The sequence below is a fragment of the Ruegeria sp. YTSC199 genome (assembly GCF_059609725.1).
On sequence record NZ_JBXWMF010000007.1, the window covers coordinates 79,445 to 94,724 of the forward strand.

At 56.0% G+C, this 15,280-nt stretch carries 15 protein-coding genes and 1 riboswitch; of the genes, 3 read left to right on the forward strand and 12 right to left on the reverse strand.

What is annotated here, in order from left to right; all coding sequences use genetic code 11:
- Window positions 1–78 precede the first annotated feature (78 nt).
- Window positions 79–891, reverse strand: coding sequence for a helix-turn-helix transcriptional regulator (locus AC2FEE_RS08790; RefSeq protein WP_496864513.1), 813 nt, complete (start codon window positions 889–891; stop codon window positions 79–81).
- A 158-nt stretch (window positions 892–1,049) separates the two neighbouring features.
- Here AC2FEE_RS08790 and AC2FEE_RS08795 point away from each other — a divergent pair, with 158 nt between their 5' ends.
- Complete coding sequence (locus AC2FEE_RS08795) at window positions 1,050–3,119, forward strand: oxidoreductase (protein WP_496864514.1); 2,070 nt, start codon at window positions 1,050–1,052, stop codon at window positions 3,117–3,119.
- A gap of 591 nt (window positions 3,120–3,710) precedes the next feature.
- On the opposite strand, the gene AC2FEE_RS08800 is transcribed toward AC2FEE_RS08795, so the two are convergent.
- The 9 genes from AC2FEE_RS08800 to AC2FEE_RS08840 all read right to left on the reverse strand — a co-directional run bounded on the left by AC2FEE_RS08800 (window position 3,711) and on the right by AC2FEE_RS08840 (window position 11,542).
- Window positions 3,711–4,775 (reverse strand): 2Fe-2S iron-sulfur cluster-binding protein, encoded by a 1,065-nt coding sequence (locus tag AC2FEE_RS08800; protein WP_496864516.1) that lies wholly within the window; start codon window positions 4,773–4,775, stop codon window positions 3,711–3,713.
- Between the two features lie 12 nt (window positions 4,776–4,787).
- On the reverse strand, window positions 4,788–5,261 hold the full coding sequence (locus AC2FEE_RS08805) for a hypothetical protein (protein WP_496864518.1): 474 nt from the start codon (window positions 5,259–5,261) through the stop codon (window positions 4,788–4,790).
- Entirely contained in the window at window positions 5,258–6,430 is a 1,173-nt protein-coding gene (locus AC2FEE_RS08810) for an aromatic ring-hydroxylating oxygenase subunit alpha (RefSeq protein ID WP_496864519.1), read from the reverse strand. Before AC2FEE_RS08810 ends, AC2FEE_RS08805 begins: the two co-directional genes overlap by 4 nt.
- A gap of 9 nt (window positions 6,431–6,439) precedes the next feature.
- Entirely contained in the window at window positions 6,440–6,703 is a 264-nt protein-coding gene (locus AC2FEE_RS08815) for a hypothetical protein (RefSeq protein WP_496864520.1), read from the reverse strand.
- Window positions 6,700–7,290 carry a TetR/AcrR family transcriptional regulator gene (locus AC2FEE_RS08820; RefSeq protein WP_496864521.1) on the reverse strand — a complete coding sequence of 197 codons (591 nt, stop codon included), beginning with the start codon at window positions 7,288–7,290 and terminating at the stop codon, window positions 6,700–6,702. The genes AC2FEE_RS08815 and AC2FEE_RS08820 overlap by 4 nt, the downstream gene beginning before the upstream one ends.
- Before the next feature lie 136 nt (window positions 7,291–7,426).
- Window positions 7,427–8,530: a lyase family protein gene (locus AC2FEE_RS08825; protein WP_496864523.1), complete on the reverse strand. Its 1,104-nt coding sequence runs from the start codon at window positions 8,528–8,530 to the stop codon at window positions 7,427–7,429.
- Window positions 8,523–10,037: a tripartite tricarboxylate transporter permease gene (locus AC2FEE_RS08830; protein WP_496864524.1), complete on the reverse strand. Its 1,515-nt coding sequence runs from the start codon at window positions 10,035–10,037 to the stop codon at window positions 8,523–8,525. Before AC2FEE_RS08830 ends, AC2FEE_RS08825 begins: the two co-directional genes overlap by 8 nt.
- 6 nt (window positions 10,038–10,043) lie before the next feature.
- Window positions 10,044–10,511 (reverse strand): tripartite tricarboxylate transporter TctB family protein, encoded by a 468-nt coding sequence (locus AC2FEE_RS08835; RefSeq protein ID WP_496864525.1) that lies wholly within the window; start codon window positions 10,509–10,511, stop codon window positions 10,044–10,046.
- Between the two features lie 71 nt (window positions 10,512–10,582).
- Complete coding sequence (locus tag AC2FEE_RS08840) at window positions 10,583–11,542, reverse strand: tripartite tricarboxylate transporter substrate binding protein (protein ID WP_496864526.1); 960 nt, start codon at window positions 11,540–11,542, stop codon at window positions 10,583–10,585.
- Window positions 11,543–11,644: 102 nt separating this feature from the next.
- Between AC2FEE_RS08840 and AC2FEE_RS08845 the strand changes: the two genes are divergently transcribed.
- A complete protein-coding gene (locus AC2FEE_RS08845; RefSeq protein ID WP_496864527.1) occupies window positions 11,645–12,562 on the forward strand; it encodes a LysR family transcriptional regulator in 918 nt (305 codons plus the stop codon).
- Window positions 12,563–12,683: 121 nt separating this feature from the next.
- On the opposite strand, the gene AC2FEE_RS08850 is transcribed toward AC2FEE_RS08845, so the two are convergent.
- Together AC2FEE_RS08850 and AC2FEE_RS08855 are read right to left on the reverse strand one after the other, a co-directional pair.
- Complete coding sequence (locus tag AC2FEE_RS08850; protein WP_496864528.1) at window positions 12,684–12,899, reverse strand: hypothetical protein; 216 nt, start codon at window positions 12,897–12,899, stop codon at window positions 12,684–12,686.
- A 317-nt stretch (window positions 12,900–13,216) separates the two neighbouring features.
- A riboswitch (cobalamin riboswitch) is annotated at window positions 13,217–13,422 on the reverse strand.
- Window positions 13,423–13,682: 260 nt separating this feature from the next.
- Window positions 13,683–14,228: a hypothetical protein gene (locus AC2FEE_RS08855; protein ID WP_496864530.1), complete on the reverse strand. Its 546-nt coding sequence runs from the start codon at window positions 14,226–14,228 to the stop codon at window positions 13,683–13,685.
- Window positions 14,229–14,606: 378 nt separating this feature from the next.
- On the opposite strand from AC2FEE_RS08855, the gene AC2FEE_RS08860 reads away from it, so the two are divergent.
- A complete protein-coding gene (locus tag AC2FEE_RS08860; RefSeq protein WP_496864531.1) occupies window positions 14,607–15,131 on the forward strand; it encodes a hypothetical protein in 525 nt (174 codons plus the stop codon).
- Window positions 15,132–15,280 lie beyond the last annotated feature (149 nt).

Sequence of the window (15,280 nt, forward strand, 5' to 3'; positions counted from 1 at the left end):
CAAGGTCCCACAAGTTGAAAACCGGCGAAATTATTGTCTCACTTACCGTTAATTAGGCTTTGGCTAACGTGGGTGGATTTACGGGTTCGTTTCCTTTGCCTGCCTACGATCAGACAAGTAAGGCGCGACCAGATAATACAGTTCTCCCTGCGAGGATATCTGACACTTCTTGTAAAGCTGCTTGCGTATGACTTTTACCGTTTGCGGGCTGATCCCAAGTGTTAGACCAATCGAAACGGATGAGTGCCCCTGAAGAATCAGAATCGCGATTTCCGCCTGCCTTACGCTTAAGGCAACTCCGCGTTCTGCGCTCAAACGCTGGCGTAACTGCGCAACCACGTCTTCTGGTGTATCCTCATTGCGCGGATTGAGATTGGCCCAGTTCTGTTTGACCAGAGCATTCACGATTGGGGCGATGCGTGTTGCCTCATTCAGATCGCGCGCAGAGAATCTTGATCGTGTGGAGGCATCACGCCCGATGCAAACCGTCATCGAAACGCCCGCCGACGGTGAGGAGAAGAACGCAACTTCGTCTGCCAGCGTGGTCTGATGGTAGTAGGACTTATAGTATTCGTTACGTTGAAACTGGTCTGGCGCGATATCGGTCAAACGATACACGCCCTCCGCCGCTCGATTTGCATGCAGTGAATAGAACGGGTCAAGCAGATAAGCGCCGGTGATGTAATGGCTGTTCATGCGTTCAAAAACACGCCGTTCTGCAGCGTGGGCCAAAAAGACCTGGGGTTGCTGGTGGTCGAAAAACGCAACGATCGTCATATTGTCGAAGCGCAGACAGGCATTGAGCCACTGGTGAAGCCGTTCCGCGAATCCGGCAACCCCGATTTGCAGGATTGCTTCTGCCAATAGATCAGCATTCGAGGTTCGGGTCACGGGTTCATACCTCCCTGGGGGTATATACCCCTTAAAAAAAGAGTATTACCAATATTAGTCAAATTAGAGGGGTATATCCACTTCGGATTTTTCCCTGTCGAAGGATAGTTTGACCGAAAACAGGTCGAAACCGCCAGATGCCCAAGGGAGATCCAGCTATGCGCGACCCACGCTATGAAATTCTGTTTGAACCGATGAAAATCGGCCCTTTGACTGCCAAGAACCGGTTCTATCAGGTGCCGCACTGTAATGGCGGCGGATATCGCGACCCATCGGCGGCGGCCGCAATGCGTGGGATCAAGGCCGAAGGAGGCTGGGGCGTCATCTTCACCGAACAGTGCGAGATGCACCACACGTCTGAGATCACACCATTTATCGAACTCCGCCTGTGGGAAGACAAGGACATCCCACAACTGCGCAAGATGTCCGAGCGGATGAAGACGCATGGTGCGCTTGCGGGTATTCAGCTGGCCTATTCCGGCATCAACGGGCCCAATTTGTACACCAAAGAGGTGCCGCTGGCCCCTACGGCCATGCCGATCCGCACCTTTACTAATGACCCGGTTCAGGCGCGCGCGTTGGACAAGCAGGACATCAAAGACCTGCGCCGTTGGTTCGTGAACGCCGCGAAACGCTCAAAGGACGCAGGTTTTGACTTGATCTGCCTGTATGGCGCCCATGGGTTTGGCATCTTCCAACACTTCCTCAGCCGGGCGACCAACCAACGCAGCGACGAATATGGCGGATCATTGGAAAACCGAGCGCGGTTTAGCCAAGAGGTCATCGCTGATATGCGCGATGCCGTGGGTGACACGATGGCGATTACGCTTCGGGTGTCATTGGACGAAACCATTGGCAATCTCGGTTTTTCGAACGCCGAGGTGCGCGATTACATCGAAATGAACAAGGATCTGCCTGACCTCTGGGATCTGGCGCAGGGTACTTGGGAAGACTGTTCCGGACCCTCTCGGTTCAAAGAAGAGGCAGCGCAAGAAAAACTGGTGCGCGGTATTCATGAATTGACCGACAAGCCCATCGTTGGTGTTGGACGCTTCACATCCCCAGATGTAATGGCCAAGATGGTCAAATCTGGCACATTGGATTTCATCGGCTGTGCGCGGCCGTCTATCGCCGACCCGTTCCTGCCGAAAAAAATTGAAGAAGGCCGGATCGAGGACATCCGCGAATGCATCGGCTGCAACATCTGCATCACTGGCGACATGACCATGTCGATCAGCCGGTGCACCCAGAACCCGACCTTCATGGAGGAATGGCGCAAAGGCTGGCACCCCGAGAAGATGAACGAAAAGGGTGACAGTTCGAACGTGCTGATCGTGGGCTCGGGACCGGCCGGGCTTGAGGCCGCCTGGGCGCTGAGCCGTCGTGGCTATGACGTCGCCGTGGCTGAAGCGCGTGATATGATCGGCGGTCGCGTTGCCCGCGAACGCCTTTTGCCGGGCCTGTCGGCCTGGGGCCGTGTCGTGGATTATCGCGACTACCAACTCAGCCAGCGTCCGAACGTGGAAATCTATCGTGAAAGCGAGTTGGATGCCGAGAGTATTCTGGAGTTCGGCTTTGAAAACGTATGCATCGCCACGGGGTCCACTTGGCGCAATGATGGGGTCTCGCGTCAGCACGTTGTGCCGATGCCGATTGCCGAAGGGGCCACGGTCTATACACCGGACGATCTGATGGATGGCACAATCCCGTCGGGCCGCGTGGTGGTGTATGACGATGACCACTATTACATGGGTGGAGTTCTGGCCGAACTGTTGGCCAAGAACGGCGCGCAAGTGACCCTGGTCACCCCATCGGCTTACGTCAGTGACTGGACCAACAACACACTGGAACAGATCGCCATCCATCCGCGGCTGGTCGACGCTGGGGTCGAGATTGTCCTCAATCAGGGTGTCACAGAAATCCACCCGGATCATATGGTTTCGAATTGCGTTTACACCGACCGCACTTGGAAGATCGAGGCGGATGCCGTTGTGGTGGTTGCGTCGCGGTTGGAAAACAACGGCGTATTCAATGACCTGAAGGCACGACAAGCTGAATGGGGGGATGCAGGTATCAAGTCAGTCAAACTGATTGGTGACGCCAACGCTCCGGGTCCGATCGCTTGGGCGACCTATGCCGGCCACCGCTACGCGCGTGAACTTGATGGCAAGGATATAGGTGATGATCTGCCCTTCCGCCGTGAAATCACAGAACTTGCGGTGGACTGAGATCATTGGTCAGTTTAGTGCGGTAGACGTCGAACTCTGCCGCCTAATACACTTGAACACCAACTGCCATCTGCGATGCTTCAATAGATGCGACAGTATTCGGTGCGTCCCAGAGTTCGCGTTCTCCAGTCAGCGGCGAATTCTTAGAAGTTCTCCACGATTTTGTAACAGCATGATTTTCTGCTTTAGCTTCGAAACAGTTAGCCGTTAGCAACAGCCGCGAATGACTGCTCTCCGCACTTTTGGGAGCGATACCTCCTTTCTGAACAAAAACTCAAAAAGCGCGCTCAAAGCATTTCGCTATGCCCCCCCCCTCCCCGCTTTATATGCCGAGATTGCCAAATCTGCCGTCACAAAGCTCTTATTCTATTGATTTGACCCTTCTGGGTATGCCCTCGGAAACGGTCTCGAAAACCGGTGTGGGTGCCCGCCCAGAGTTCGAATTCCTGTCTCCCGGCCATTAAGATTCAGAGCATCATAGCGTTTTCGAATGAAGCTCAGAATGACCGAGACCCCAACGTTTCCCAATGCTTAAAGCCGGTCTAAACACCACATATGTTCAGCACGCGACAGGCTATCATGTCCGTATGTCTAAACTTGGTCCTCAAACATCAATTCGATGTTCTGTTGCGTGGCAACACTTTGGCAGCACAGAATAAGCCCCTGGGAAATATCATCGTCTTCAAGCGCAATGCGGTTCCGCATATGGACAGTTCCATCGGTCAGGCGGGCCATGCAGGCGCCACAGACGCCAGACTGGCAACTGAATGGCGGGTTTAGTCCGCCTGACCGGGCGGCTTCGAGTATGGTTTGACCGGCAGCAACCGGAACGTCTTTCCATGCGCCGTTCAGCTTTATTCGGGCCGTTGCCGCAATCCCCGATACGCTTAGGTCACTTTCGGTATCTCCGCCGAAGCTCTCCATGTGAATGCGACCATCGGGAACGTCCAGATTTTGTAACGCCTTCCGAATGTCGGTGTTCATGCTACCGGGACCGCAGATCCAGTATTGGGCGTCTTGTGCAACCGGGGGTGTTTCGGAAATAGCGGCCTCAATGGCGTTTGCCTCCAACCGCCCCGTGCGCCAGGGGGTAAACCAACTGAACATGGAAGGTCGGGACAGGACGTGGCGGAGGGTGAACCGCTGTGGGTATCGCGCTTGCAGTTGCTCAAGTTCCTCCCGGAAAATGATGCTGTTCGTGTCTGAGTTACCAAGGACCAGATGCGCCGCGGAATGCGGCTCATCTGCCAGAACAGCCTTAATCATCGCGTAGAGCGGAGTAACGCCACTGCCGGCGCCAAAGAAGTAATGGGTATGCCGTTTCAGGGTGCTGGGAGACAGCATGAAATGTCCGAAGGGAGGCATCACCTCGACCGTATCCCCTGCCCTCAGGGTGTCGCCGACATGGTTCGAGACAATTCCCCCTTTGACGCGTTTGACAGTGATACGCAACGCGGCCCCCGGCGGGTTTGAGATAGTATAGCTGCGCCTGTGCTCCTCTTCTTTGATCAGAAACCTGACCGTCAGATGTTGCCCTGCGGTCCATTGGAACAAGCCTGTCAGAGAAGATGGAATGTCGAAGATGACAGTGGTTGCCGCGCCGCCGATCTCCTTGCGGATTTCCGAAACCGTCAGTGTATAAAAGTCACGTTGCATGGAGGGCTCCAATCACCGGTAGTCGTAGGTCGTGGTCAAAGACCGGAGCACGGCCCCGCCAAGGTAAGATGCAAAGGCGAATTCGTCCGTCTGACGCATTCTGCCCGTATAGCCTTGCCAGTCATAGTCGACATGGGTCACTGCGGTGATGTGGGATACGCCATCTTCAAGTCGCGAAGAAATCTCGGGCGCGGATCGTGCGGTTTCCGTGTACCCGTGCAGCGCCTTTGCGATTTCGGAGTCATCCAGACCGCTGTCCTCTGTGACCCGGTATGAAAAGACGTCATCCGGTTGCCCCATTCCGTATTTGAGGACGATTTGATGCGTGGCCTCGGGGTGCCAGTTGTCCCATGTAGCCAGCAGGCTTTGTTCGTCCTGTGCCTGCAGGATACGCTCGGCAATATCTTTGGGCGCGTCTGCTTGGGCCGTCAGAACCAGAGAGGACGCGAGTAAAATGCCAATCAGAGTTGCTTGAGCAGGCTTCATGATAACTCTCCGCGGCTCTGGTTTTCTTGCATGAAACTCAGCACCGCTTTCTGGTGCTGAGTAACCGGGCTCTCGCCAATCCCGGCAGGACCGACCTCCATGTAAGGGCTTTTCAGAGACTTCTGCTGCTGTTCGCAGGCATAAATATCCTCAGCCGTGAAGTCACCGGAAGCCATAGGGTCGTCTGCGCCGGTGGCATCGTCCGCTTGGTATTTCGCGCCGCCAAAATCCTTCCAGAATCCCCAGCTTTTCCACTGTTGCTTCTGAAAAGCCCAGTCCGATGCGTTGGCCAGCTTTGTGCGGTTCTCGACACGTGTCAGATCGGGAGCCAGCGGTGTTATGATGAACAGGTTCCAGCTTTCCTCACTTGCACCGATGCCAATGCCCGGAAAAAGCATCGGAACCCAAGCACCAACATGAGGTTCGGGGATCGTGCGCGGCATCGGCAGCTTGGCTTCGTGTCCTTTCGCGTAAGCGGCTGATGGGGGCTCCCAGAAATGATAGTGCGGCCCCTTCCACCCGTATTCGGCCTTGGCATGGTCATACATGTGCAACGTATTCGAATGCAGATGGCTCAGGTGGTAGACGTCGATGTAATTCTCAACGACGATCTTCCAGTTGGCCTTGATCTCGTAGGTATTTCGCCCTTCGGCAAATTCGACCAGTTCTTCCGGCTTGTGAGGACCGAGATGCGAGTCAACTTCCCCGAACCATTCCGCCAAAGTCGGCGCATCCGGGTCGGGGTGTACGAACAGCATGCCGCGCCAGACATCAACGCTGGCCGGTTTGAGGCCAAGGCAGGATTTATCGATGCCGTTTGGAAACTCGGATGGCTCATCGGGAACCGAAATCAAGTTACCTTCCAGATCATAAGTCCAGTCGTGATACGGACATGTCAGCGCCTTTTGCGTTTTGCCAACCGCCCGGATCAGCTGGGTGCCCCGGTGGCGGCAGATATTGTGAAAGGCGCGCAGGCGGTGGTCGCGTCCCATTACGATGAACAGGTTGTTCAGACCCGCCTGAACCGACAGGTAGTGCCCCGGCCCCTCAATATCTTCAACCAGACCGGCAAACCGCCAGGTGCGTGAGAAAATCTGGGTCTGTTCCCTCTCGAACCAATCCTGCGAGGTGTAGGCCTCGACCGGCAGGTGGTGATACATTTTGGTCATCTCAGTTCCTCAGGTAAGCAGATAGGCGTATTGGGGAAACAGGCTTGCGGCGATCATCATCATCCCCGACAAAGCCCAGAGGCAGACAATGGCCCAGTAGAGAAACGGGTCGTCGTCCCGATTGATCTCAAACATCAAAAAAGCCTGTCCGTTCAACAGTGACGGGACGACCCACCAAAGGAAAAGCAACCCCCATACCCAGTAGAGACCAAGCACCGCGGCCACCAACAGGATGGGCAAGGCAATGTAGTTCGTGGTTCTCGCAAGACTCATTGCTGCGCCTCCAGAACCGAAGCCAGAAGCGTTGCGGCCTGTCTTAACTCAGAGCGCCATTCTTCTGGCGGATTCAGCGGGGTCAAAGCGTCCAAACTCACGAAAATCGCCGATATTCCCTGAGTAACTGCGCGAATGCTTGTGTCGGGCACCGTAGGAGCCGCCCGCGCAAGGATCGCCTCGACCAAATCAAAGAAATCCGTGAGGCTGTCCATGAGACCTTGCCGAAGATCCGGCCGGTCCGGAACCACCGTCACCAACGCCTGATAGGCCAGCATCAATCGCGGATCGGTTCCAGCCCCTTCGGAAAACAAAGCGTCCACAAGATCTGAAGGCGTCGCGTTTTTTGGCAGTGCCTGACGTAGCCCTTCCAACGAAGCGGCAAAACCGGCAATGGTGTGGTCGGCCAGTGCGGTTATCATTTCATCCTTGTTTCCAAGGTAGTGACGCAAAAGAGGACGCTTGACGCCAGCTTCCACTGCAATCCGTTCCTGTGTCGCACCATCGAGCCCGAACCGCGCTACACATGTGAGGTAAGCGTCTAGAATCTCATGTGATCTTTGATCTTTCAGCGAAGGTCTTGGCATTTCGGCCCCATAAATTGTCACCACTGACAAATAATGATCAACTCTACTTTGTCAATGGTGACAATCTACTTTTTGAACCAGCCACTAAGACGAAACCGCCCAACCAATTGCAAAGTCTTACCAAGTGTTGCCGAAACTATGCATTGGAGGTTTTCAAACGAGGTTTGCCTGCCACCAACCTCTGCATCGCAACGGGATCGGCAACCAGTGACTTCAGCATCCGTTCGGACCACTGCAATGCGCCCGAAGTTAAAAGAAACGTCTCAGGCACGACGACCCACTCTGCAATCCAGACGCCGCCGGACCGCTCGTGTTCTTGCAGGGTCAGTTCCCCAATCTGTTCAGCACGCTGGCGTCCCAGACGGGCAACCGCTTCGCCGAATTCCGAAGCCCGTTGGTTTTTTTTGTGCGCCATCGCAGAGGATGCACCTTTGCCCGGCTCATGCACCTCGGCAAACTCACCAATGTCGGACGATGAAAGCTGATTGACGTTATGAGCGGTTTTGCAAAGCGTCCCGCACAGAGCCCCCATAGCCATGACGATGTCAGCCACCCCGTCTCGCGCGTTCTGCCAATGTGGCTCGACCACGTTCAACCCAAGTGAGCCCGCAACTCCTTTTTTGACTTGCTGGCCAGTGCCGTTTTCGTACCCGCGCAGATCACCCACGGGACCACCGATCTGAACATTCAAGCCACGTTCCGCCGCTGCATCCAACGCCTGAGATCGGCGTTCCAGTTCCGATCGCCAGACCTTGAACTTCGTCGCCAAATCGATTGGAACGGCGTGTTGACCATTGGTGCGCCCCATGATCATCGTGCCCTGACAGGCTGAGATGTGATCGTCGATCAACGCCACAACGGTGGAAAGACATCTTTGGACTTGCTCAAGCCCAAGTTTCATCTGCAGGACCATCGCGGTGTCCATAATGTCCTGCGTCGTCGCTCGAAAATGTACATGGGCCGCATAGTCCGGCAGCAATTTGCGCAACTGCTGGACCAGCCCTACGATTGGGCGGCCGACAAGCATCATCTCTGCCTGCAACTCGGCCTGGTTCAGCTCACAGATTGAAATCGCTTCGATAGCCGCAGCAGCTTCATTCGGGATCAACCCGGCTGAGGCCTGACGCGCGGCAAGAACCTGTTCGATCTTGAGCCAGGCAGACATTGTGGCATGTTCCGACCAGATGGCGCGCATGTCGGCACTGGAAAAACAGTCCCGATAGATACCATATTCAAGCATCTTCCAGTCCTCCTTGTGCGATCCGCCGTTCCTTGAGGATCCCACGGATTCGGAACGCCATGGCGGCGAGCCCGACAATCAGGAAGGCCAACGCAATCGGGCGCTCGATAAAGATCGTTGCGCCGCCCTCGGACATCAGCAGCGACTGGCGGAAGGTCTCCTCGGCCCCCTTGGCCAGCACGAACGAGATCACGAAAGCCGCGACGTTGAAGTCGTATTTTCGCATCAACCAGCCGACAAATCCCGCAATTGTCATGACCGTCACGTCGAACATGGACCCGCGCGCCGAATACGCCGCGACAAACGCTGTCAGGAAGATCAGCGGATATAAAACGTTGGTCGGAATCTTGAGGATCAGACGTGCAACCTGCGTTGCGCCGAAATAGCCGATCAGACCATAGGCCAGTATTCCCAGCATGCCGCAGGCGAACAGTTTGTAAATCAGTTCCTTGTCGGTCAAAAACAGGGTCGGGCCGACTTGAATGCCATGAATCAGGAAAACACCCAGCAGGATCGCCCCGATGGTCGAGCCCGGAATACCCAGCGTCAGCAGCGGCGCCATCGAAGGGCCGGAAACCGCGTTGTTGGCGGCCTCGGGCGCGGCGACACCTTCCAGTGCACCCCTGCCCCACATCTCGGGATTTTTTGCGCGCCGCTTGCCTTCACCGTAAGAAATGAATGCCGCGATGGCCGAGCCCAGGCCGGGCAATACACCGATGCCAGCACCGATGAAGCCGCCACGAAAAGCATGCGGCAGGCAGGGCCGATATTCTTCCCAGGTCAGTGTGTTGCCGTCTTCGGTGCTTTCATTCTCTTCGGTCTCGCCCGTAGCTTTGCGGCGTGTTTCCAGCTGGGCAAAGACTTCGCCCAGAACGAACACACCGATCATCAGCGGCACAAGGCCAATGCCGTTGGACAGCTCGAACGACCCAAACGTATAGCGCTCTTCGCTCGAGATAGGATCAAGCCCCACCATGGCGATCAGGATACCCATCAGAGCCGATGCCAGACCCTTGACGATGGAGTTCCCGATGACAGAGCCGATGACGACGAAGGCGGCAAAGTAGATTGCAAAGGTCTCAGGCGGACCCAATTTCAGGGCGATGGCCGCGATGAAGCCGACGCCGATGACCAGCAGGATATCCCCCATCAGGTCACCGATGATCGACGAGATCGTGGCGACCTTCATAGCCTTGCCAGCCTTACCGGCACGGGCAAGCGGGTAACCGTCGATCTGCGTTGCGGCGCTGGCCGCCGTACCGGGCGTATTGAACAGAATGGCTGCGATCGAGCCGCCGTACCGCCCGGATTTTCCGATCACGTACAGAAATGCGAGAGCAAATAAAGGCGACATGTAAAAGGTGATGGGCAGCAGCATCGCAATCGCCGCCGAAGCAGTCAGGCCGGGTGTGGCACCGACGATCATTCCCACAACTGCGGCGAGGAAGATGGCAAAGAGCAGCGTGGGATCGGTAATAACCGAAAGAAGTGCAGGAAAGATTTCCATGATGTTTTACCCCTGAATCCAGCTGAGCAGGTCGAAAACCTCGCCATAGGGAGGGAAGACGCCAAGCAGGACGAAAAAGATGAGGTGGAAGACCAGAGGGCACAGAACAACAGACAAGCCCAGCCCGATCCAGCTGCGTACGCCGAAGAAGTAAAGGATAATCGGTGCAACCACGGCCGTGGGCAGCAAGTAGCCAAACCAACGGAAGGACTGCTGATAGATCAGGGCGATGATGAACAGACCGATGATCTGAAGGGTCGCACCGTCATCTTGATCATGGCTCGTGTTTCCCGCCGTTTGGCGCGCCGCGCCCAAAAGCATCAAGCCTGACAGGAACAGCAAGGCAACCGATGCAGAAAATGGTACAATACCTGCCCAGGTATCTCCCGGAGATGCGGCGGGCACTTGCCAGGCCCCCCAAATGGCAAATATCGAAACAAGGCCAAGAACCAATCCTTCTGCATAGGCTCGCATAACTTTCCTCCCGGAATCCGGCTGATAGAAGATGGGGCCGGATGGACATGACCCACCCGACCCCGAGGACTTTAGTTGGTCAGACTTTGGACCAAGGGAGCGGCGTCCTCCTTCATGGCGGACAGCGTTGCTTTGGCATCCGCACCATTCTGATAAACCGGACCGGTTCCGCGCGAGGCGAGAAGCTCGGCAAATTCGGGCTTGGCGGCGATCTGCTCCAACGCGGTTTCCATCGCCGCAACCACTTCTTCTGGTGTGCCTTTGGGTGCGAATACGATCACTGGTGAGGAGACAGCTGCGAATGGAATGTTCAACTCACCAAACGAAGGGACGTCTTTCATGATGCCATCACGGTCCTGGCTGTTGACGGCCAGCGCACGCAATTGCTCTTCGAAACCTGCAAGCTGCTGAACGCCGAGAAACCCGAAGTCTGCCTGCTCACCAATCAGTGCGGCACGGGTCGGTCCACCCCCTTTGAATGGCACGTCTTGCGCCTCGATTCCGTTGCTGGCCAAAAAGCCCATTCCGCCGACATGGTGGAACCCGCCTCGGCCTGAATGGGCCCAACGCAACTCGCCGGGGCTTTCCTTGGCCGCTTCGATCACGTCCTGAACGGACTGGAACGGGCTGTTGGCCGGCACCATCAGCGAGGTCTGCAACTGACCGACCTGAGCGACAAAATCAAAGCTGTCCAGAGCGTCGATGTCCGTGTCACGGGTCATGGTCGACAAGAGAAACGACCCGCCAGAGGTCATCATCATCGTATAGCCATCGGGACGGGCGCCAACGACGGAATTGGCGCCGTTCAGGCCACCGGAACCGGGCTTGTTAACGACAACCACCGGCACATCCAGAATACCTTCGGCGGCGGCCGATATAGCGCGGGCATAGGCATCGGTGCCTCCTCCAGCTTTGTAAGGAACAACCAGGTTGATCGGACGTTTCGGCCAATCTGCGGCAAAGCTTGCGGTAGCTGTTGCGGTGACCGCAACGGCAGCGATTGCGGCACTAAGAAGAGTTCTGCGTTTCATGAGTAACCTCCCAATTTCACTTGGGATCAATCTACGCCGAGTCTTCAATTGTAAAAAATGCAAAGATGTTATTTACTCTTGCAAAATACGAAAGCGTGGAAAATGAATATCAAAGCCCTGCGTGCGTTTCGCGCGACATTGTCCGAAGGCTCGCTTGTCGCCGCGTCGGAGGTACTTCACCTCAGCCAGCCGGCAATCAGCCGCCTGATCTCGGGGCTTGAGGCAGAGCTTAAACTGACGCTTTTCGATCGCAGTGGTCGAAACCTGACACCAACGCCAGAGGGGCTGGCCTTTTACAAAGAGGCCGGACGAATCCTCGATAACCTCGACGAGGTTCCGCGCATCGCTGCTGACATCAAGGCGGGTCGCACTGAAACACTGCGCATTGTGACCATGCCAAGGATCGCGCAATCCCTGTCGGCCCCGGCCGTTGCACGGTTCACGAAAGCCAATCCAGGAACCAATGTCAGCCTGGACGTCCGCGCCCGAAGAGAAGCGGGGAAATGGTTGGCAGGGCGGGAATACGATATCGGGATTGGCGCGTTGCCTGTCGATCATCCAGGCATCATCACTAAACCTTTGTTGAGAGTGCGGGCCCAGGTCGTCCTACCCTTGGTTCATCCACTTTCAACTCGAACAGAGCTGACGGCAGGTGATCTTGCAGGTGAGACTGTCATACGTCTGATGCACGGCTTGTTGTTGCGCGACCAACTTGATGACATCTTCCATTCGGCTGGTGTTACACCGGTCCAAACTTGCGAAGTCGCTGCCTCTCAGCTTGCTTGTTCGTTGGTTGCCGAAGGTGTGGGATTAACTATCGCAGATGAATTGGTTGCAGCGCAGGCCAAACCAGAGAAGGTCGCGCTTGTACCTGTTACACCCGAACGTTGGATGACCTTTGGCCTGCTCTACCCTGTGTCTAACACAAGGTCCAATGCACTTGTTCAGTTTGAAAAGGCGTTGTTCGAAGTGGTTGAGGGGTTGGCGCAACAAAGCACGACACTCGAACTTGCAAATTGATTGTGTCTACTTGTTCACGCGCTGCGGCGTCCGGCCCCAAACAAAGGCCGAACCCGCGCCAAGCCTCCATCGCTGCGCGATCCCGCGCACGGATGGGGAAGCGTCGGTCGAACTCGGCCCATCAGTCCACGCGACCAGAACGCGACTCCTTTAGGTCCGGAAGCATCTTTGCGAACGGGCTTTTGCCCGACCCGTTTGCGTCCAGGACGACCAAAGTCGTGCCGGCTTCGAAATCCATAGACAGAAGACGGAACACCGACCGGTCCCGGCACCCAAGAGCCAGATCGCGGATTCGCAGAACAGCCGACATCAGATCATCGTGTAAGTCGAAAGCCATAGAAGCGCGGACAGCGCCAGAGCGTCCGCAACCAGAACCGGCACGCTGAATTCAGTCAGACAGCCTCCCCGCTGGCTAGCGCTGTTTTCTGTTAAGCGCTCCGTCATCGAGTTGCCCTGCAAGACCCAGCGTAGGCCCGAAGATCAGACGATGCCGAGACGAAGTGCGCCCCAAGCGTGCTGCAGGATCGGGTTTCAGATTTCCAAAACGACAAGAATATCACCTGCCCAGCTTGGACTAGGCATAACAGATGCAAGGTTTTGGACGGCAAAGACCGTTTGGAACCTTTTCATCCCCTATGAGTCACCCCACCCAGATTGGAAACAATTTGGATAGCAGGTCACCAGACTTGCGGTTCGACGCTGTCCCGATCCTTCTCTGGCAATTGCCAGTCGCCGATCTCGGATAGCTCACCCCCGACAGTTGCGGGCGAAGTCACGGATTGATTTTTTTCAGAGCTGCACCGTATACCCCTTAACCACCCCGCTCGACGCGGGCGGGAACCATCGCGGCTCCAACACGCGATCCGAGTTGGTTCAAAAAAAACGCGCCATGAATCGTTAGGCTGGCCGCTTGGCTTCCCGTTGACCCATGAAAGCGCTCGACATCCCTATAACCCAGCATATGGGCAGCCGGTCAAAACCAGCTGGAGTTTGGTGTTTTCCCGATTTCTTCGGGCCCGGTCGAAAGCTAAGAGGGAAACCCTTGGTACTTTCGCGCGGCTTTGGCTCTGGCGAGCAGAGAACTCGGCGGAATACGCGCCTTGGCACCGTCCGCTCCGTGCTAGTCAGAGCTCTGCAGGCAATCAAAACCGCTTAACCACGCTTCGGCCAGCCGCGCCGCATCCTGCCCCGCTCGATGCGGTGGCGGCCCTGCACTTTCTAACGTGTGATAGACGCGTGCGACCGCTGCGTCCTCGGTCAGGCTCATCCGGACATAGCTGTCAAAGTCGAGAAGCTGGACTTTGGGAAAGGGCATTTCCGTTTCCAGCAGCCGTATAAGCCACCGCCGTTCAAACTCCGGATTGTCCGTTACAGCAATTCCGGTGTTTCTTGCCTTGAACCATTGCGCAACCCTCTGGGGATCGCCGCCCTCTGCTTCAAGATAGGCGCGGCTTAATCCGTGGATTCGTGCACTGACGTCCGACCAGCCCGCCGCGTCCCAATCAGGGTGGGGTTTGATAAGACGCGATCCAGTGATCACGTTGCCGTTGACAGCGCGTGCAATCCCAATCTCAATTGGCCAACTGATCGCGCTTAGTGAGCTGGCTTCGAAATCGAGGAAATATGCGGGCTGAGTCCGGACTAGATTCTGGGTTTTCTCGGTCAAAACAGGCTATCCATTCTATGCGCGATACGCTTGTACAAAGGGCATCAAGCTTAAGCTGCTAGTTCGAGGCAGGAACACTCACTTTGAACGCCGTTCTTGGATCGGCTGACGTCCAAGAGCGCAATGATTTTGCGCGGTCTTCGAAAAGAACGGTGCTTCCGATCACCAAAGTGGCAACAGAACCGATAGTACATTTCCAACAATCACAAGCAGTCCGCGCTCGAACAAAAGTGTTGTGGCATGTTATTGCCGTTGCGGATCAACGGATAGGCATAGCACGGCTCAATCCACGGATTTGAAAAGAATTTCCGGGATTTCCCCTTTGCATCCGATTAGATTTAACCCATCTCGGCGAGACATTTTCCAAAGGAGAGACACATGTCGCGCACTATCCTATTAGCTGTAGCCATCGCCGCCATCGGCGCTGGCGCGTATTATTACTTTACTCAACCTGAACCCACGCCTGCTGAGCAATTGCAATCGGCGGCACAAGACGCTGGCGACGCGGTCAGCGAGGCCGCCCAGGATGCAACCGATGCTGTAAGCGAGGCTGCAAGCTCGGTCGCGGATCAGGCAACCGAAGGCGCCTCATCCATCGCGGAACAAGCTACTGATGCGGCCGAGCAGGCCGGTGAAGCGGCCACCGATCTGGCCAATCAGGCCGGTGAAGAGGTTGCTGCCTTGGCGACCCAGGGTCAGGACCTGCTGAACTCGTGGGTCGAGAACGGCGCGCTGAGCCTTGAGAATTTCGACTATGACACGATGGTGGCTTCGATTCAGGAAAGCGAACTGGCGCAGGACATGAAAACGCAGGCCATCAAGATTCTGGACGACATCAAAGCTTCGCCAGAGACAATCGCGGTGAAGATTCAGGAACTCCGCGACCTGCTGTCGGGACAGTGAAGCAGACGGGTCGCCCGGTTCGGGCGGCCCATATTGCGGGCGTGGCGCAGGTTCCATCCACGTCAGGGCGTCGGCCGATTGACCCGCGACGGCTCATTTGTTTGGCTGTCGTCGAGTTGGAATAAACCCAGATCCATGTTTTTCACGAC